The organism is Natrinema hispanicum (assembly GCF_004217335.1).
GTDB classification, from domain to species: domain Archaea; phylum Halobacteriota; class Halobacteria; order Halobacteriales; family Natrialbaceae; genus Natrinema; species Natrinema hispanicum.
In genome coordinates this window covers 1-16,920 of record NZ_SHMP01000004.1, presented here as the reverse complement: position 1 = coordinate 16,920, position 16,920 = coordinate 1, and the positions used below count along the sequence as shown (strand labels likewise).

20 protein-coding genes and 1 pseudogene are annotated in these 16,920 nt (G+C 64.3%); 8 read left to right on the top strand and 13 right to left on the bottom strand.

Going from position 1 to position 16,920, the window contains the following annotated elements:
- Positions 1-121 precede the first annotated feature (121 nt).
- The 8 genes and pseudogenes from gvpM to BDK88_RS07085 form a co-directional block, all read right to left on the bottom strand.
- Positions 122-445, bottom strand: a complete 324-nt coding sequence (gene gvpM, locus BDK88_RS07120) for a gas vesicle protein GvpM (RefSeq protein WP_130499839.1) — start codon at positions 443-445, stop codon at positions 122-124.
- Positions 442-1,389: a gas vesicle protein GvpL gene (gvpL, locus tag BDK88_RS07115; protein ID WP_130499838.1), complete on the bottom strand. Its 948-nt coding sequence runs from the start codon at positions 1,387-1,389 to the stop codon at positions 442-444. Before gvpL ends, gvpM begins: the two co-directional genes overlap by 4 nt.
- Positions 1,386-1,730 (bottom strand): gas vesicle protein K, encoded by a 345-nt coding sequence (locus BDK88_RS07110; protein WP_130499837.1) that lies wholly within the window; start codon positions 1,728-1,730, stop codon positions 1,386-1,388. The genes gvpL and BDK88_RS07110 overlap by 4 nt, the downstream gene beginning before the upstream one ends.
- A 17-nt stretch (positions 1,731-1,747) precedes the next feature.
- Positions 1,748-2,140: pseudogene (gvpJ, locus tag BDK88_RS07105) on the bottom strand (gas vesicle protein GvpJ); the annotation flags it as partial.
- A gap of 77 nt (positions 2,141-2,217) precedes the next feature.
- Complete coding sequence (locus BDK88_RS07100) at positions 2,218-3,129, bottom strand: hypothetical protein (RefSeq protein ID WP_130499835.1); 912 nt, start codon at positions 3,127-3,129, stop codon at positions 2,218-2,220.
- Positions 3,126-3,677, bottom strand: coding sequence for an Hsp20/alpha crystallin family protein (locus tag BDK88_RS07095; RefSeq protein WP_130499834.1), 552 nt, complete (start codon positions 3,675-3,677; stop codon positions 3,126-3,128). Before BDK88_RS07095 ends, BDK88_RS07100 begins: the two co-directional genes overlap by 4 nt.
- On the bottom strand, positions 3,677-3,931 hold the full coding sequence (gene gvpF / locus BDK88_RS07090; protein WP_130499833.1) for a gas vesicle protein GvpF: 255 nt from the start codon (positions 3,929-3,931) through the stop codon (positions 3,677-3,679). The genes BDK88_RS07095 and gvpF overlap by 1 nt, the downstream gene beginning before the upstream one ends.
- A 3-nt stretch (positions 3,932-3,934) precedes the next feature.
- Positions 3,935-4,555, bottom strand: a complete 621-nt coding sequence (locus BDK88_RS07085) for a GvpL/GvpF family gas vesicle protein (protein ID WP_130499832.1) — start codon at positions 4,553-4,555, stop codon at positions 3,935-3,937.
- Positions 4,556-4,947: 392 nt separating this feature from the next.
- Between BDK88_RS07085 and gvpA the strand changes: the two genes are divergently transcribed.
- The 6 genes from gvpA to BDK88_RS07060 all read left to right on the top strand — a co-directional run bounded on the left by gvpA (position 4,948) and on the right by BDK88_RS07060 (position 10,097).
- The gene (gvpA, locus tag BDK88_RS07080; protein WP_130499831.1) at positions 4,948-5,235 is read left to right on the top strand and encodes a gas vesicle protein GvpA; all 288 of its coding nucleotides are present in this window, start codon (positions 4,948-4,950) and stop codon (positions 5,233-5,235) included.
- 149 nt (positions 5,236-5,384) lie between these two features.
- Positions 5,385-5,927, top strand: a complete 543-nt coding sequence (gene gvpO, locus BDK88_RS21705; RefSeq protein WP_130500593.1) for a gas vesicle protein GvpO, halophile-type — start codon at positions 5,385-5,387, stop codon at positions 5,925-5,927.
- Between the two features lie 187 nt (positions 5,928-6,114).
- Positions 6,115-6,453, top strand: coding sequence for a CHY zinc finger protein (locus BDK88_RS07070; protein ID WP_130499830.1), 339 nt, complete (start codon positions 6,115-6,117; stop codon positions 6,451-6,453).
- 80 nt (positions 6,454-6,533) lie between these two features.
- Positions 6,534-9,260, top strand: coding sequence for a DNA mismatch repair protein MutS (gene mutS / locus BDK88_RS07065; RefSeq protein WP_130499829.1), 2,727 nt, complete (start codon positions 6,534-6,536; stop codon positions 9,258-9,260).
- Positions 9,261-9,373: 113 nt separating this feature from the next.
- Positions 9,374-9,517, top strand: coding sequence for a hypothetical protein (locus tag BDK88_RS21100; RefSeq protein ID WP_165396921.1), 144 nt, complete (start codon positions 9,374-9,376; stop codon positions 9,515-9,517).
- A 124-nt stretch (positions 9,518-9,641) separates the two neighbouring features.
- Positions 9,642-10,097, top strand: coding sequence for a YbhB/YbcL family Raf kinase inhibitor-like protein (locus tag BDK88_RS07060; RefSeq protein ID WP_130499828.1), 456 nt, complete (start codon positions 9,642-9,644; stop codon positions 10,095-10,097).
- A 17-nt stretch (positions 10,098-10,114) separates the two neighbouring features.
- Here BDK88_RS07060 and nucS read toward each other — a convergent pair whose 3' ends face one another.
- Positions 10,115-10,858 (bottom strand): endonuclease NucS, encoded by a 744-nt coding sequence (gene nucS / locus BDK88_RS07055; RefSeq protein ID WP_130499827.1) that lies wholly within the window; start codon positions 10,856-10,858, stop codon positions 10,115-10,117.
- A 125-nt stretch (positions 10,859-10,983) separates the two neighbouring features.
- On the opposite strand from nucS, the gene BDK88_RS07050 reads away from it, so the two are divergent.
- The gene (locus BDK88_RS07050; protein WP_130499826.1) at positions 10,984-11,544 is read left to right on the top strand and encodes a hypothetical protein; all 561 of its coding nucleotides are present in this window, start codon (positions 10,984-10,986) and stop codon (positions 11,542-11,544) included.
- 115 nt (positions 11,545-11,659) lie between these two features.
- Here the strand turns inward: BDK88_RS07050 and BDK88_RS07045 are convergent, their stop codons facing one another.
- Positions 11,660-12,142, bottom strand: a complete 483-nt coding sequence (locus tag BDK88_RS07045) for a hypothetical protein (protein ID WP_130499825.1) — start codon at positions 12,140-12,142, stop codon at positions 11,660-11,662.
- Positions 12,143-12,579: 437 nt separating this feature from the next.
- Between BDK88_RS07045 and BDK88_RS07040 the strand changes: the two genes are divergently transcribed.
- Positions 12,580-14,514: a beta-CASP ribonuclease aCPSF1 gene (locus BDK88_RS07040; protein WP_130499824.1), complete on the top strand. Its 1,935-nt coding sequence runs from the start codon at positions 12,580-12,582 to the stop codon at positions 14,512-14,514.
- A 262-nt stretch (positions 14,515-14,776) separates the two neighbouring features.
- Here the strand turns inward: BDK88_RS07040 and bluB are convergent, their stop codons facing one another.
- From bluB to BDK88_RS07025, 3 genes are all read right to left on the bottom strand, one after another.
- Entirely contained in the window at positions 14,777-15,478 is a 702-nt protein-coding gene (gene bluB, locus BDK88_RS07035; protein ID WP_130499823.1) for a 5,6-dimethylbenzimidazole synthase, read from the bottom strand.
- Positions 15,479-15,594: 116 nt separating this feature from the next.
- Positions 15,595-16,407 (bottom strand): endonuclease III domain-containing protein, encoded by an 813-nt coding sequence (locus BDK88_RS07030; protein ID WP_130499822.1) that lies wholly within the window; start codon positions 16,405-16,407, stop codon positions 15,595-15,597.
- A 69-nt stretch (positions 16,408-16,476) separates the two neighbouring features.
- Positions 16,477-16,890 (bottom strand): DUF371 domain-containing protein, encoded by a 414-nt coding sequence (locus BDK88_RS07025; protein WP_130499821.1) that lies wholly within the window; start codon positions 16,888-16,890, stop codon positions 16,477-16,479.
- Between the last annotated feature and the right edge of the window lie 30 nt (positions 16,891-16,920).

Genomic DNA, 16,920 nt, shown 5'->3' with positions numbered 1-16,920 from the left:
CCCGTCCGGGGGCACAGGAAGAGTCCATGGGGAGGGTTCGGCGGGCCATCAGTGCAGCGATACCCCTCAGCTCTCGCCCGTTCGGCTCTCGTCTGCAGTCTATCTTCTCGAGTCTGCGCGATCACTGCGTCACGTCGTCCTTCTCGTCGGCACCCGTGTACGAGCGACTGACATCGAGTTCGTCAAACGTGGGGCGGTCCCGATCAGGTTTGGATCGGGCGTACTGGCGGCGGCTGACGGCCGCGTTCCGGCGACTGGCATCCCACTCCTCGAAGAGGCCGTAGTCGGTCATCGTCTCCATGCCGGCGATCGCCGCCGTGAGTTTGATCCCGACCAGTGGAACCTCTGCGACCGAGACGATCACGTCAGCACGGAGGATCGCACCGTCTCTAAGGAGCACGTCAAGCACGTCGACGAACGCCTCGTCGTCCTTTCGCGGTCTCATGGCTGTGAGTTCGGGCGGTCAGTAGCGGCTGTGGCTCCGTCATCGTCACCGCCCAGTTCCGGCGCGAACGTGTACGGCGGCCACGGCCCCGTGAACCTGACCTCGAGACCGTCGTTTGCGGCCACGTCGTCGAGGATCGAGCCGATCGCGTCCTCGTCGTCTTCGTGAGCCAACAGCGTGAGCCGACAGAGGGGCTCACCGCCATTCGACCCCGAATCGTCGGTGGCGACGTCGTCAGCCAGTGACGCACTCGGCGAGCGCTCGAGGGCGTGGACTTCCCGCGCCTCGGCAGCCAATTGCTCCTCGAGGTCGGCGGTCAGCGACTCCCGTCGCGCGGCACGCAGTTCCGCCAGCCGTTGGTCGAACTGCTTCTCGAGCAGGAAGGCCGTCCCCTCCTCGGAGTCGCCGATCCGTTCGTCGAGGTCTTGGAGTCGCTCGTCGCGTTCGGTCAGCGTCTCGTCATCGATCGGATCGACTTCGACGACCTCGACGCGGTACTCCCAGTGGTCGGCCAGCCCGGCGAGCGCGCGCTCGAGGGTCGCTCGCTCCTCGCGGAGCCACTCGCGGACGACGCTGTCGTCACCTCGGATTATCGTGTCGAACTGGAACGGGATCGGCGTTCCGAAGGCCTGTCCCGCCTCGTCGACGACCGTCTGGTGGCGAACCAGCCACCGCCGGATCTGTGCGAGATTCGCCGAGTCGTAGATGCCGTCACAGGTGTGGACGACGGCTCCGATGCCGTCCTCGACGATGATCGAGACGGATTCGCCGTCGACGCCGGTCGTCTCGAGGGAAGCGTCCGCGTCTGGCTGGACGAGACAGTACAGGTAACGCCCCGTCTCGATATCCGGCAGCTCGGCACGCTCCCCGGCCGGCTGATCGTCGAGCGTCTCGAGGTGCTCGTCGGAGCCGGAGCCGAGGTCATCAGTGCGATCGTGGCTCACTCACCCTCACCTCCGAATACGGAGTAGCCGGGCTGCTGAACGGTCGTCGGCTCGCCGTGCAATTGTTCGATCGCGTCAGAGACCAGCCCGTCCAGATCGCCCCGAAGGTCGTCGACGCCGTCTTCGATTCCCTCGTCGGCTTTGAGCTGGTCGATCTCGGCCTCGATCGTCGCGAGTTGGGAGCCGAGCCGTTCGATCTCCGCGTCCGAGAGGGTTCCCGACTCCATGCGGCGGATCGCCTCGCGCTCGAGTGCGTCGATCAGAATCTCGACGACGGTAACGACCAGCGTCATCAGTCCGTCTCGGGCATCCTCACCGTCGCCGACGTTGATCGCCGTCATGTGACCTCACCTTCCGATTCAGCCTCCGGGGCAGCATCGTCCGCCTCGGATTCCGTGGTTGCCGATTCCGTTTCCTCCTCGCTCGCAGTCTCATCCGACTCTTCTGAGGCAGTGACGTTGACGCTTCGAGTCGGGTCGATCACCGGATTCGGCCGGTCCATCTCGGCGAGTTCGGGATCACCAGCCGCCTCGGCGACGCGGCGCATATCCGTTCCCTCGGGGAACTCGAGGCCGTACTTCGCCGCGGTTTCGAAAGAGGCGATCGCGGCTCGGACCTGAACGCCAAGCAGTTGCGTGTCGCCGATCGAGACGGCGATATCGGCGTTGATCACGATCCCCTTGTCCAGGAGCATCTCGACGACTTCGGCGAGATCGGCCTTCTGGCGGCTGGGCTGGAACTCATCGACCATCGTGATCACCGCCGGTGAGCCGGGGCCACACGTTGGTCGGACGCCCCTCACAGCCGTTCAGTCGTCGGGTTGGTGAGTCAGTCATGGGTATGTCTCCGGCGTTCTCGCTCGAGTTCGAACCGACGGCCGTAGATCCGTTTCCGGGAGGGTGCCGTCGAGAGCTTGACGTCCTGTGGGACGGTCGAATAGCGGGCACCACCCCCGAGATCGCGCCGTTTGGTGGGGATCGTCGACGTCGCCGTCGGGTTCCGCGAGTTCGTGCTCGTGTCCTGTCGGCGCATTTTCTCGCGGTTGAACTCGTAGAGCCGTTCGAATCGCTCGTGCGTCTCGAGCAGCGCCGCCCGGAAGGCGTCGATGCCTTCGATTGCCTGCCGCTGGATGGCTGCCTGATAGGCGTCGGGATCCTCCGCGATGTCGATGTCGCCAAGCGCCGCCGCCGTCACGGCATCGGTCGCGTCCGCGTCCGTCTCGAGGAGGGCACCCGCTTCGCTGAACAAGAGTTCGTCGCTGGCCGCGATTTCAGACACGACCGCTTCGACCGCGCCGGTGTCGGCGCTGTCCTCGAGATCGGCGAGTGCGTCGTCGAGTTCGCGTTTCTCCTCCCAGAGGCCGGTCAGATCCGCGGCGTTCCAGGTTTCGAGCAGGTCGATTGCGTCGAACAACTCCCTAAACTCGACGAGGTCGGTGGCGTCTACGTCTTCGTCTTCCAAGACGGCTGGCAGCTCGCCGAGTTCGATCGCATCGACGAGTTCGTCCACTGCGACGGCCTCGGGAAGCTCGCTGACGTCCATTGCCGCGAGCAGTTCGCCGACTTCTTCGGCGACCCGCGCGAGGGCGTCGAGGTCGCCGATGGTCGTCTCGATGGTCTCGTCGTCGAGCTCGTCGATCGTCTCGCTCTTTTCGAGCGTCTCGTCGAGTCGCTGGAGGCCCTCGGCCGCCTCCTCGAGCAGTTCACCGAACGTCTCGTCGGCGGGCTCGGCGTTGCTCATTGGTCATCCTCCATCGCTTCCGGTTCCGCCGAACCCGTCGTCTCCGGCCGGATCCGGACAGTGAGGACCCCGTTTCTGATCGTCGCTCGAGAGTCCGTCTCCCGCCAAGGAACCTCGATCTGATCGAGTTCGGTCCCGCCGACAGCGATGACGAGGACCGAGTCGTCGAAGCCGACCGTGATGTCGTCCGGACCGGCACCGGCGACATCCGCCACGACCAGCAGTTCGTCGTCGTCAGTTCGGATCGCCATGTTGTGATCGCTCGAGGGACTCGACGAGCGAACGCGTCGCGTCCGTGATTGACCATCGTCGCCGTCCGGACGCCGTCCACATGGCGAGTCGGTCATCGACCGGATCGCGATGTCGTACTCGAAGACAGTTCGACCACCGCGCCGTCGCCTCGAGGCCGACGTCACGCCGCTTCCGATCGCCTCGAGCGCCGAGAGCAGGCTCGCAAGCCAGTGATCGTTCTCGTCGGCGAACCGATCGTCGGTGGTGCGGTCGTCGTTCGATTCGTCGCGGTCGTCGGTCGGGGGCTGGTCGCTCATTATCGTTTCACCTCCACGCGGCCGCTCGCAAGCCGCTCGTGGACGTCGCGGGCAGTCTCGAGTTCCGCCTCGAGTTCCTCCTTGCGGCGCTGGTATTCCGCCTCGGAACGCTCGCCGAGTTCGTACAGCAACTGGTTTTCCTTGAGATCGTCCTCTATGGCCTCGACGTCGTAGAGTTCGTCGAGCGCAATGGTGTGGAGCGCGTCGATGATGCCGACGAACGGCCGGAACAGAAGATCGTCGAGGACGAACATGGGTTACTGGGCTCCGATTTTCACGTCGACGAAACTGTACGGCGCGAACGGCCCCGTGTACTGGACCATGAGCTCGTCGTGGTCGCCCTCGAAGTCGGCAACCGCGTCGTCGAACGTTTCGCGCTCGTCACGATCGACGAGATACGAGCGATTGAGGACGAGCCGATCGCTGAACAGATCGTTTTCGACCGACTGTGCGGCGACCGGCTCGAGGCGATCCGCGACATCCGCTTCGATCGCCTCGCGGTCGACATCGGCGTCGTCCTCGCGGACGAGTTTGAGGCCGAGTTCGAACCGGCCTTCGATATCGGTCATCGCGCGTCGGAACGCCGGTCGTGCCCCACGCAGAACGTTCTTCAGTTCCCGATCTCCCTCGAAGGCCATGCCGAACTGCATTGGAACGACCGTCGTCCCGCCGTCGGAACCCATGATCTCGCGGAGGACATCGTCGTGGCGCTGGGCGTCCTCGTCAGTTTCCGTGGGATCGGTCGTGTCGATGTCGGAGACGACGGCACCGAGTCGCCGATGAGAGATCGTATAGACGCACTCGGCACCGCCGACGGCCTCGGTTTCGAACTCGACCGTCTCACCGTCGACGATGCCGTAGACGTATCGGTTGGTCATCGGTGGATCACCAGTTGAACGGACGCGGCGGACGTCCCATCCAAACTCGTGTCTGGTCGTCCGTGCCGACTCCGTCTATCGTCACGGGACGAGACACGCGATCGAAACACGTCGCCGCTGTCGATGGGAGGGAACCTAACTAACATGGTATTGGTAACTGCGCTCCGTGCGAACACCGCAACGAGCACCCACGTATCGTCAGGCGAACAATTCGTTGCTCCGGCGGGTTACGGTAGTGCTTGCAGTTTCATCCTCCGGATCTCGAGCCGTGTTCTCTCGAGACCGGTCCACTACGAAAGAGGCGTTGAGCCGGTGAACCGGCTGGTTTGGGCCAGCGTACTTGCAGTCGCAGTCCGAGTCGTGTTACGAACTGCCGATCAACGCTGGATTGTATGGCACAACCACAACGAAGACCTGACTCCTCGAGTCTCGCAGAGGTACTCGACCGCGTCCTCGATAAGGGCGTCGTCATCGACGTCTGGGCGCGCATCTCGGTCGTCGGGATCGAACTGCTGACGATCGAAGCCCGCGTCGTGGTTGCCTCCGTCGACACCTTCCTGCACTACGCGGAGGAGATCGCAAAAATTGAGCAAGCCACGGCCGAGGGCGAACTCGAGGAACTCGAGGAAGTGGAGGTCGAGCCCCGGCCCGAATCGTCGCCGAAGTCCGCAACGGAGTAATCACTCGTGGGCGACGTGCTCGCGCCGAAGGTCGCGGGCGATGGCGGCAGTGATATCGACGATCTGTGATCGCAGATCACCGAGACGATTTGACCCACAGACAGCACGACCGCATCGAGCGACTCGAAGAGTACACCGAACACAGACCAATGGCCGAAGCCGACACCCAATCACAGGCACAGTGCAAGGCCCGCACCGAAGACGGCGAGCGGTGCTCACGGCCAGCCCAGGACGATGGCTTCTGCTATCAACACAACGAGCATGATCCAACAGTGAGCGACAGTCAAGCAGCCGAAACACAAGAACAGCCCGACGAACAGGCCGAGAGCGGCGACGTCGAACACCCCAGATCCCGCGGCACGGCGGCCATGACAGCATCGGAGACGACTGATCCCGAGGCGGTCGACGCGGACGTCGACGCCGACGAAGAGATCGCGGGCGTCCTCGCGGTTCGAGAAACCGTCCAGTCGACTGCCGGCCGACTCATCGGCCACGAGTTCGACGGCGTCAGCGAGATTTCGCCGACCGACGACGGCTGGCGGGCCGTCGTCGAGGTCGTCGAACGCCGGGCCGTCCCCGACACGCAGGACATCATCGGTCGCTACGAGATCGAACTCGATACCGACGCCACCGTCCACGGCTACCGCCGGCTCGACCGCTATCGGCGCGGCGACACCACCGAATTCGAGTAGCGGGTCGACGCGAGCAGTCTCGCTCGAGGGCGCTCGAGTCACGACGCCGCTCGCCACGTCACTCACTGCTGCTGTCCCGTTCGTGCCGCGTTTGCGGCTCTCGTAAGCTGACGTCTACGCTGCTTCGATGTCACGCCTGACCACAACCTCGAAGTCGTCATAGCCCGTCGAATCGGCCGAACACGCTATGCCAAGCCCGTCCATCCGCGGCGTCGAGGTCGGCCCGGAAACCCGGTGTGCTCACTACGAGACCGACCGCGACGTGGTCGCGTTCAAATTCGCGTGCTGTGAGCGCTACTACCCCTGTTTTCGATGCCACAAGGCGCGTACGGACCACGAGGCGGTGCCGTGGCCACGCGATCGGTTCGATGAGCCCTCAGTTCTGTGTGGCGTCTGCGACACCACGCTGACCGTCCCCACCTATCTCGCAGCCGATTATCGGTGTCCGTCATGTGACGCGGCGTTCAATCCCGGGTGTGCGAGCCACGCAGCGCTGTACTTCGAGACCGGTGTGTCAGAACAGTGATCGGTCGTTGACCGGCACAACACGCGAGTCGGCGAGCCAATCCAGCAAGCTATTTCCGCATCGGACGGTCGACTCCGGGTATGGATCCGGCGCTTGGCCCGCCCGACGCGATGGCCGAGAAACGCGACGAGCTGACGCCGATGATGCGTCAGTATCACGACCTCTGTGCGCGCTACGACGACGCGATCGTCCTCTTTCAAGTCGGAGATTTCTACGAAACCTTTTGTGGCGCGGCCGAACGCACCGCGCGTCTACTCGAGATCGCACTGACGAGCCGTGAGGACTCCACCGGCGAGTACCCGATGGCCGGCATTCCGATCGACAACGCCGAGTCGTACATCGAGGACTTACTCGAGGCCGGCTACCGGGTCGCGGTCGCGGATCAGGTCGAAGAGCCCGGCGAGACCTCGGGCGTCGTCGAGCGTGCGGTCACACGCGTGATCACGCCCGGGACGCTCACCGAGGACGAACTGCTCGCAAGCGACGACAACAACTTCGTTGCGGCGCTCGCCCGCGAAAACGAGCGCCTCGGCCTGGCCTTCCTCGACGTCTCGACCGGCGACTTCTACGCGACGAGTGCGACCGCACGCGAGTCGATCGCCGACGAAGTAAGCCGATTCAACCCCTCCGAGGCGGTCGTCGGCCCCGACGCGCCGGCTGATCCCGTCCCCGACGACTGTATGATGACGCCGTTCGACGCACGGGCCTTCGACCACGAGCGGGCCGGCAAGAAGGTCGCAGCGTACTTCCGGAACCCCGACGCCTTGCTCGCCACCGACGCCGAAATCCGTGCCTGCGGCGCGTTGCTTTCCTACGCCGAGTACGTCCGCGGCGGCGACCACGAGGGCGAACGCGGCGAGGCCGATGACGAGCGCGTCGCAGCCGTCTTCGAGAGCGAGGGAGAACAGCGCCTCGAGTACATCACGCAACTCACCCGCTATGACCCCCGCGAGTATCTCTTACTCGATGCCGTCGCCCTGCGTAGCCTCGAGCTGTTCGAACCCCGAACCGTCCACGGCCGCGACGACGCGACGCTGATCGGCGCGATAGACGAGACCGCGAGCGCCCTCGGTGGCCGCCGGTTGCGCGACTGGCTTCGCCGACCGCTGCTCGAGCCCGCACGAATCGAGGCCCGCCACGACGCAGTCGCAGAACTAAAAGCGGCCGTCCAGCAGCGCGAAGAGCTTCACGAACGGCTTCGGGAGGTCTACGACCTCGAGCGGCTGATCGGACGGATCTCCCGCGAGCGGGCCAACGCCCGTGACCTGCGTTCGCTGCGGGATACGCTCGCGGTCGTCCCCAAGATCCGTGACCAGCTCGCGGACGCCGACTGCGAGCGGCTGCGGGAACTCCACGAGGCGCTCGACCCGCTGTCGGACGTTCGCGAGTTGATCGAGGACGCGATCGTCGCCGAGCCACCGATCGAGATCACCGAGGGCGGGATCATCGCGGAGGGGTACGACGACGACCTCGACGCGGTGCGTGCGACCGCCCGCGACGGCAAACAGTGGATCGACGACTTAGAGGCACGTGAACGCGAGCGCACTGGCATCGACTCGCTGAAGGTCGGTCACAACTCGGTGCATGGCTACTACATCGAGGTGACGAACCCGAATCTCGATTCCGTCCCCGACGACTACCAGCGCCGCCAGACCCTGAAAAACTCCGAACGATTCGTCACGCCGGAACTGAAAGCACGCGAAGACGAGATCGTCGGTGCCGAACAACGGGCCGACGACCGCGAGTACGAGCTGTTCTGTGAGGTTCGTAGCGAGATCGCTGCCGAAGTCGAACGCGTTCAGGCCCTGGCCGACGCGTTGGCGACGCTCGACGCGCTCGTCTCCCTTGCGACCGTCGCCGCCCAGTACGACTACTGCCGGCCCGAATTGCTCGAGCGCGAGGGACGGGACGGCCTCGTGATCGACATCGAGGGCGGCCGCCATCCGGTCGTCGAGCGCACCCAGGAGTCGTTCGTCCCCAACGACGCCCACCTGACGAGCGACCGACGGCTCGCAGTGATCACCGGTCCCAACATGTCCGGGAAATCGACGTACATGCGCCAGGTGGCCCAGATCGTCCTGCTGGCCCAAGTCGGGAGTTTTGTCCCCGCTCGAGCCGCCAGACTCACGCCTGTCGACCGGATCTTCACCCGCGTCGGGGCCAGCGACGACATCGCCGGCGGCCGCTCGACGTTCATGGTCGAGATGGACGAACTCGCGACGATCCTCCGGGACGCTGACGAGGGATCGCTCGTCCTCCTCGACGAGGTCGGGCGGGGTACCTCGACTGCCGACGGCATGGCGATCGCACAGGCGATCACTGAACACCTCCACGACGCAGTCGGCGCGACGACGCTCTTTGCGACCCACCACCACCCGCTGACCGAACTCGCCGACGACCTCGCGGCCGCCTTCACGCTTCACTTCGAGGTCGACCAGGACGACGGCGAGGTCGTCTTCTACCACGAAATCGCGCCCGGCGCGGCCACGGGCTCGTACGGCGTCGAAGTCGCGACCGCGGCCGGCGTGCCCGAAAACGTAGTCGATCGAGCGCGGGAGCTAGTCGCCGATGCGGCCGCGGCGGAAGCCGGAGCGGCCGACAGCGCTGACGAGGGGACTGACGACACCGACTCGAGCGATCGCCCGATAGCCGACGCCGACGATGAGCCGCCTGCGCCAGCGACGGCAGACGGTGGCGACATCCCAGCGGACGTGGCGGCCGAACTCCGCGCGCTCGATCTCGCGCACCTCACACCCGTCGAGGCGCTGACGGAACTCGATCGGCTCAAACAGTTGCTCGAGGAGTAAGCCGGTCGCTCCGTCGGTTGCATCGATCCAAGCCGCCGGCGTGGAACGCCGAGCAGACCGTAGACGGCACCATCCGGCACAACACACAACCGTGCCAGCGACGATGTTACTCCATGACGTATCGAACGACCATTGGCTGGTCGCTCATCACGTCGGGCATCGTCACCCTCCTGCTAGCGTATCTCCCGGGCAAATCGTGGTGGTGGGGTGTTATGTTGCTGGTACTGGGGATCGTGATCTTCACCGTTCGTCGGTAGCCGACCGCTTGGACGGGTTCGGGCCGCGTACGCTGGTTCGATCGCCCCACAGCCAGCTCTCGAGCCGGCTGTAAGGTTCTTTTATCGCGGCGGTGAACGCCCGACACGAGAGTTGGTGATCGAGATGGAACCCCTGACACTCGCGAGTCCGGCGTTCGACGATGGGGACCGAATCCCCGCAGAGTACGGCTACACGAACGACAACGTCAACCCGCCACTCGAGATCGACGGCGTTCCTGACGACGCCGACGCGCTCGCGCTGATCGTCGACGATCCCGACGCGCGGGCCCCCGCGGGGAAGATCTGGGATCATTGGATCGTCTGGAACGTTCCGCCGACAACGACGACGATTCCCGAAGACTGGCACCCGAGCGCGGCGACCGAGGGAACGAACGACTACGGCGAGCACGGCTACGGCGGCCCGAACCCGCCAGATAGAGAACATACCTACCGGTTCGAACTGTATACGTTGGACGCGTCGCTCGACCTCGACACCGATGCCGGCGCGGACGAACTCCGGTCAGCGATGGACGGCCACGTCCTCGAGCAAACACGCCTCGAAGGGACGTATCCGGCCTGACGTGCCGACTAGACTACTCACTCGGCCGGCGGCTCGAGCGAAACGAATTCGAGGCCGTGATTGTCGAGCAGCCGCGCCGCGCGATCGGTCACCGACGGCGCGACTAGAATCCCGCGGACCGTCGCCTCGGCGTGCAGATCCCGCTCGAGGGCGTCGACGTACCGCCGGAGCTGACTCACCGCGTCGGGGCCGACCCGTCGACGCTTCAGTTCGACGACGACCGCCCGCCCAGCGTCATCCTCGCCGTAGATGTCGACCGCACCCGCCGGCGTGTCGCGCTCGGTCGCCAGCGGCGTAAAGCCGGGCTCGAGCAGATCCGGCTCCTCTAAGATCCGCTGGCGGAGGTCTTCCTCTGTGCCAATGAGTGCGAGGTCGTTCTCGTCGGACCCCGACAGCGCGGAGACCTGCAAGAGGTCCTGAAATCGGACGGTGAGCCGTTCCTCTGGCGTCGACCGACGGCTCTCGAGGACGAGCGTGCCGTCCTCACAGGAGACGGCGTGGTCACAGCCCGGCGGCTGCCAGTTGACCGGTTGCTGACCCTCGTCGGTGTGGACCAGCGCTGCGCCGTCGGGCTTGAACATGACGTGGCGGTCGCCCGCCTCGAGATAACTTGTCGCTCGGCCGTCGTAATCGACGGTACAGCGTCCGAAGACGGTCACGATGGCGTCGCGATCGAATCCGCGAGCGATCACGTCGCGGGCGGCCGTCGGCGTCGGTCCCTGAAGCGTTTCCGTCCGCTGGCCGTGCTCAGACTCCGTCACTGGCAGCGATAGTGTCGGGACCGATAAAAGCTCCCCGCTGTCGGGTCGATTCCGTCTCGAGTCGTCGCCCTCGAGTCAAGCCGAACGCAGAAGGTATATTGGCCTCCCACCCCGCACACGACACGATGGCGAATCTCCCCACCCGTCGCGGATTCCTCGCAGCTGCTGGCACCGGTACAGCCGCATCGCTCGCTGGCTGTTCACAACTCGAGTCGATCACGCAGAGCGATTCGGGAAGTGCCGATGGCCCGCTGACCGTGACTGTCATGCCGGATCAAGAGAAACTGGCAAGTTACGAGCAGGACCTCCGCCAATCCATCGAGAACGGTAGCATCACTCAGCAACAAGCTGGTCAGCGGTTCCAGGACAAACAGCGCGAGCTGACCGAGGAGGCTGGAACGGCGATCCAGGATCTGGCCAGCGCCAACGACGACGTGACGATCGAACAATCGTCCCCGTCGTTCGGCTTCTTCCTCATCGATGCACCCCCTGCGACCATCGTTGGTGCGCTACAAAGCGGCGACATCAACGCGATCTATGCCGCCGACCGGTACGAACAGTTCGCGCAGCGACGAGACCAACTCCAGCAACAACAGGCGGCAGCCGACGACCAGCAGGGAGCGACGAACAACTCGACCGATGTGAGCGGCGACACGAACGAGTCGACCACCGGCACCGAGTCGTAACTGCTTATACTGTCGGACAGAAGTCAATACGAAGTCGGTCGCGGATTCGCGGCCGTCTCCACCGGTGACGGCCGCAGCAGAGCGACCGATCTTCACGTCGTTCTGTCCGGCAGTATTATTCGACGCTGAACGGACTCTCGCGCTCGGTCCACTTCCACCCCGGCAGCCGTTCCTGAAAGCCGGCGGCCAATGCGGCCTCGCAGTCGTCGACGCCGGCGTTTTCGTCTGCGTCGCCGTGGACGTGGACGTCGGCGTAGTGGAACGTCGCCTCACCGAGCGTCCGAAGCGGTTGCTCGCCGGCGATCGTTCCGGCGAGTTCGCGACCGAGGAGTTCATCGACAATGAACCCTGGATAGTCGCCCTCGACATCGAGGTCTCTGAGGATGGCGACCAAGGCAGCGACGTTGACTGCCAGATCGCCGTCAGCAAAGACGTCGTCGACCGCCGCACGGTACTGTGTCGTCGTCACCGCATCGACATCGGTCTCGAAGATCTCTCCGAGGTCGTCGCGGACATCGTTGATGATCGGGACGACGCGATCGGCACGGGCTGCAATCCAGTCTCGTTCCTCGCTGACGCGAGTGGGCGTGACGTGCATTGCTATCGACGACGGTCGCATCTCCCAAAGCTCTGTAGCATTCGTCACACCTACACCGGCGAGAGACCGCGTTCAACGCTCCTGTTGGCCAACAGGAGCGCCGCTCCGGTCCCAGTTTTGCGAAGGCTTTTATACTCCGCAAAGAATAGCCTCGAGTAAGCGGGTTCTCCCTGGAATCTTCCCGCACGAACCAGGATAACCGATCCGGGAGCGTCTTCGTCAGGCATGGAGTAGGATACGATGATCCAAGAGACGAGACGGAGTGTGAGCTACGTTGTCCCGTCCGGACGACACTCACCACCGATGTTGACACGGCGGCCGCCGGTCAGCGGTCGTCACGACACCGAGTTCCGTCAGTTGTCTCCGATCGCCTCCGCCCGGCCCGGCGGCGTCCCCGATCCCGGACGGCGAGTTCACGCAAGCCACATTGGCGACCTATGAGCACTGTAGAGCAGCAACTCGACGATCTCAAAGCACAGATCACGAGCGAGTTACCGAGCGATATCTCGGTCTCCTCGGTGAAATACGAAGGCCCCGAACTGGTGGTCTACACTCGCGATCCGAAAAAGTTTGCCCAGCAGGGCGATCTCATCCGACAGCTCGCGAGCAAGCTTCGCAAGCGGATCACCGTCCGGCCCGACCCAAGCGTTCTCTCGCGACCCGAGCAGGCCCGCGAGGAGATCATGGGCGTTATTCCCGACGAAGCCGGGGTGACCGATCTCGATTTCCACGCCGATACCGGCGAAGTCGTCATCGAGGCCGAAAAGCCCGGCATGGTGATCGGCCGTCACGGCTCGACGCTCCGCGAAATCACGAAAAACGTCGGCTGGACGCCCGAAGTCGTCCGTACCCCGCCGATCGAATCTTCGACCGTCTCGAACGTCCGGAGTTTTCTCAAACAGGAACGCGACGAGCGCCGAGACATCTTGGAGAAGGTCGGCCGACAGATCCACCGCGAGGAGATGTCCGACGACGAGTACGTCCGCATCACCACACTGGGTTGCTGTCGTGAAGTCGGTCGCGCGTCGTTTATTCTCTCGACGCCCGAAACCCGCATCCTCATCGACTGCGGTGATAAACCCGGCGCGGAAGGCGAAGTGCCCTATCTCCACGCACCCGAGGCACTCGGCGCTGGCCCCCAGACCATCGACGCCGTCGTCCTCACCCACGCCCACCTCGACCACTCCGCGCTCATTCCGCTCCTGTTCAAGTACGGCTACGACGGCCCGATCTACTGTACCGAACCCACACGGGACCTGATGGGCCTGCTGACCCTCGACTATCTCGACGTCGCGGCCAAAGAAGGCCGCAGCCCACCCTACGAGAGCGAACAGGTCCGCGAAGCGATCAAACACACCATCCCGCTCGAGTATGGCGACGTCACCGACATCGCACCGGACGTCAAACTCACCCTCCACAACGCCGGCCACATCCTCGGCTCGGCCGTCTCGCACTTCCACATCGGTGACGGCCTCTACAACGTCGCCTTCTCCGGCGACATTCACTACGAGGACACGCGCCTGTTCAACGGCGCGACCAACGACTTCCCGCGGGTCGAAACGCTCGTGATGGAGTCGACCTACGGCGGTCGCAACGACTACCAGACCGACCAGCAGGACTCCGAAGAGAGACTCAAGGAAGTCATCAACGAGACCTACGAGCAGGGTGGCAAGGTCGTCATTCCGGCGTTCGCGGTCGGCCGCTCCCAAGAAATCATGCTCGTCTTAGAGGAGGCGATGCGCAACGGCGACATCCCCTCGATGCCGGTCCACTTAGACGGCATGATCTGGGAGGCGACGGCGATCCACACCACCTACCCCGAATACCTCCGTGACGACCTGCGCGACCGCATCTTCCATGAGGACGAAAACCCCTTCCTCGCCGAGGAATTCAACCACATCGACGGCGGCGAGGAAGAACGCCAGGACGTCGCCGACGGCGACTCCTGTATCATCCTCTCGACTTCAGGGATGGTCACCGGCGGCCCGATCATGTCCTGGCTCTCGCATATCGGCCCTGACCCGGACTCGACGCTCGTCTTCGTCGGCTATCAGGCCCAGGGAACCCTCGGCCGACGCATTCAGAACGGTTGGGACGAGATTCCGACCAGCGAAGTCGGTGCCATGGGCAACGGCGGCGGCCGCGGCACCCTCTCGCTAAATATGGACGTCGAAACCGTCGATGGCTTCTCCGGCCACGCCGACCGCGCCGGCCTCGAGAACTTCGTCAAAACGATGAACCCACGTCCCGAGAAGGTCCTCTGTGTCCACGGCGACGAACGCTCCACACAGGACCTCTCGAGTGCGCTCTATCACAACTACGACATGCGCACCTTCGCGCCGAAGAATCTGGAAACCTTCCGTTTCCTCTAAAGAAAGCCCTCGTTCGGTCTTGACAGACCTCACTCGCCCTTTCAATGTCTACCGGAGCGCCAGGCGCTCCGGTCGCCCGGAAATCGAAGATTTCCGCAGGCCACTAGGGCGACATTGGCACGGCGCGCAGGTTCGCGCGCCGTGCGGTCGGCCTGCCCTCCCCCGTGACTCGAGCGCTCGCCACTTGATCGAGGCGCGCGCTCGAGTCGGCCACGCGGATGACCAATCGAGTTCGAAGTCGCTCAGAATCTCGAGCAGGGAGTTACCGACTGTTGTTCGATGAGGTGGCCGCTTCGCCATCGGCCGCTATCGACTCGTCTCCGTCCCAGCGCTCTTCGTGGACGAGCGTCTCCATATCGAGTCGCTCACGCCATCCTTCCTGCTGAAGCACGGGTTCTTCGGGGAAGCCGTCTTCCGGATAGCCGAGACAGAGATACGCGATCGGCTTGACGTGTGGCGGAATGTCGAGCACCCCCTGAACCTCGTAGGGATAGAGGACGCTCACCCAGCCGACGCCGACGCCTTCCGCGCGAGCCGCTAGCCAGAGGTTCTGCACCGCGAGACACGTCGAGTAGACGTCGGTGCGCTTCATCGAATTGCGACCCAGCACGTGGGGCGCGCCGCGGGTCGGATCGCAGGTCACACAGATGTTGATCGGGGACTCACGAATGCCCTCGAGTTTCAACTCCGCGAACTCGCTACGGCGCGGTTCCTCGTAGCCCTCGCGGGCGGCCGCGATGGCGCGCTCTGCGATCGACGCGATCTCGGCTTTGGTCTCATCGTTGCGGATAACCACGAGATCCCACGGCTGCGAGAACCCGACGCTCGGTGCGTGATGGGCGGCCTGCAGCAGTCGCTCGAGCACCTCCTCGGGAATCGGATCGTCACGAAACCGCCGGATGTCGCGCCGGGCGTAAATCGTCTTGTACACTGCCTCCCGTTCCGCATCCGTGAATGCAACCATTGTTTCACAACTGCAATCAACATTGTATAAATCCAGTGACTAGCCGCTGGGAGGGGACTCGAGCGAGGACAGCCGAGACCGGCTGCCAACAGTGACGAGAGGAGTCGCCGGCCCGGTCACTCGGGAGCGTCGGCCGGATCGACGACCTCGCCCGTCGCAGGATAGACGCCGACCTGCTCACAGAGATCGGCCATCGGGCACGCCTCGGGATCGTCCAGACAGGCAGGCTTGCGCGCAGTGCAGTACTCGCGGCCGAACTGGATCGTCGCCGTGTGGCCAAAGCCACACTTGGCCGCGGGGACGTCGCGCTCGAGGATCTCACGAACGGTTTCGTGATCGGCATCCGGCGGCGCGATTCCCAGCCGCCGGTAGATCCGGTGGACGTGCGTGTCAACGGGGAAGACGCCACCGCGACCGCCCGCAAAGAGCAGGACACAATCGGCGGTCTTCGGGCCGACGCCGCGAACCTCGAGCAGCGTCTCGCGAACCGCTGCCGGTGCCTCGTCTTTGACGAACGTATCGAACGCGGCGGCAGAGCCGAAGTCCTCGAGTACCCACTCGGCGGTATCGATGATGGTTTCGGACTTCTGGTTGTACAGCCCCGCCGAGCTGATCGTCTCGGCGAGCGTTGACTGCTCGGCATGGGCGAGCGATTCGGCCAGATCGACGTCGTCCCCATCGTAGCGCTCGAGCAGTGCGTCATGAGCCGGCTGGCTCGCCTTATCGCTCGTGTTCTGGCTCAGAATCGTCCGGACGAGACAGGTAAAGGCGTCCTGCCCGCCGTAGGTCTTCTGCCAGTACAGCTCACCCAGTCGGTCGACGACCGCCTCTGCGCGGGTGTCGGCTGTCGCTGGATCGAACTCGGCGGCCACACCGCCACCTGCCGTGCCACCGCTGATGTTGACGGCTGGCTCCGGATCATCGCTCATATCGGGATGATAGAACGGACAGGACAAAACCGCGACGGAAGCGGTGGCTCGAGCGGCGCTGACGACCGGTCACTCGACGCGAATCGTCACCGTCACGTCGGCACCGTCAGCCAGTGCGTCGACGAGGTCGCGGTCGAACCCCTCGGCTGCGAACTCTGCACCAACCATGATCGTCCGGTCGTCGATGTAGTCGCTCGTTCGTCCGACCGCGCTTCGCTCGTTGGTCAGTTCGAGATCGGGGTGGCCACGTCCCGAGACCGATTCCGTGTAGCCGTCGGCCTCGAGCGTGACCGTGATCGTTGCGTCGGCGTCCTGACATGCCACGACGAACTCGGGGTCGAAATCAGCCGGGGAACGGTCGGCCTCGATCGCGAGAATGCAATCGCCCGCAGGAGTGAGATAGTCATCGGTCGTCACTTCGAAGGTGCTCGCGTGTTCGGCGCTGACGTGCTCGTGACCGCGAGCACGGATGATTTCTTCCATGCAACGGAGTTCGGTGCCGGTCGGAAAACG

Bases quoted from the DNA above. Each gene is read 5' to 3' on its own strand.
- gvpM (WP_130499839.1), bottom strand. From the start codon at position 445: ATGAGACCGCGAAAGGACGACGAGGCGTTCGTCGACGTGCTTGACGTG.
- BDK88_RS07110 (WP_130499837.1), bottom strand. From the start codon at position 1,730: ATGACGGCGATCAACGTCGGCGACGGTGAGGATGCCCGAGACGGACTG.
- BDK88_RS07100 (WP_130499835.1), bottom strand. From the start codon at position 3,129: ATGAGCAACGCCGAGCCCGCCGACGAGACGTTCGGTGAACTGCTCGAG.
- BDK88_RS07095 (WP_130499834.1), bottom strand. From the start codon at position 3,677: ATGAGCGACCAGCCCCCGACCGACGACCGCGACGAATCGAACGACGAC.
- gvpF (WP_130499833.1), bottom strand. From the start codon at position 3,931: ATGTTCGTCCTCGACGATCTTCTGTTCCGGCCGTTCGTCGGCATCATC.
- BDK88_RS07085 (WP_130499832.1), bottom strand. From the start codon at position 4,555: ATGACCAACCGATACGTCTACGGCATCGTCGACGGTGAGACGGTCGAG.
- gvpA (WP_130499831.1), top strand. From the start codon at position 4,948: ATGGCACAACCACAACGAAGACCTGACTCCTCGAGTCTCGCAGAGGTA.
- gvpO (WP_130500593.1), top strand. From the start codon at position 5,385: ATGGCCGAAGCCGACACCCAATCACAGGCACAGTGCAAGGCCCGCACC.
- BDK88_RS07070 (WP_130499830.1), top strand. From the start codon at position 6,115: ATGCCAAGCCCGTCCATCCGCGGCGTCGAGGTCGGCCCGGAAACCCGG.
- mutS (WP_130499829.1), top strand. From the start codon at position 6,534: ATGGATCCGGCGCTTGGCCCGCCCGACGCGATGGCCGAGAAACGCGAC.
- BDK88_RS21100 (WP_165396921.1), top strand. From the start codon at position 9,374: ATGACGTATCGAACGACCATTGGCTGGTCGCTCATCACGTCGGGCATC.
- BDK88_RS07060 (WP_130499828.1), top strand. From the start codon at position 9,642: ATGGAACCCCTGACACTCGCGAGTCCGGCGTTCGACGATGGGGACCGA.
- BDK88_RS07050 (WP_130499826.1), top strand. From the start codon at position 10,984: ATGGCGAATCTCCCCACCCGTCGCGGATTCCTCGCAGCTGCTGGCACC.
- BDK88_RS07045 (WP_130499825.1), bottom strand. From the start codon at position 12,142: ATGCACGTCACGCCCACTCGCGTCAGCGAGGAACGAGACTGGATTGCA.
- BDK88_RS07040 (WP_130499824.1), top strand. From the start codon at position 12,580: ATGAGCACTGTAGAGCAGCAACTCGACGATCTCAAAGCACAGATCACG.
- bluB (WP_130499823.1), bottom strand. From the start codon at position 15,478: ATGGTTGCATTCACGGATGCGGAACGGGAGGCAGTGTACAAGACGATT.
- BDK88_RS07030 (WP_130499822.1), bottom strand. From the start codon at position 16,407: ATGAGCGATGATCCGGAGCCAGCCGTCAACATCAGCGGTGGCACGGCA.
- BDK88_RS07025 (WP_130499821.1), bottom strand. From the start codon at position 16,890: ATGGAAGAAATCATCCGTGCTCGCGGTCACGAGCACGTCAGCGCCGAA.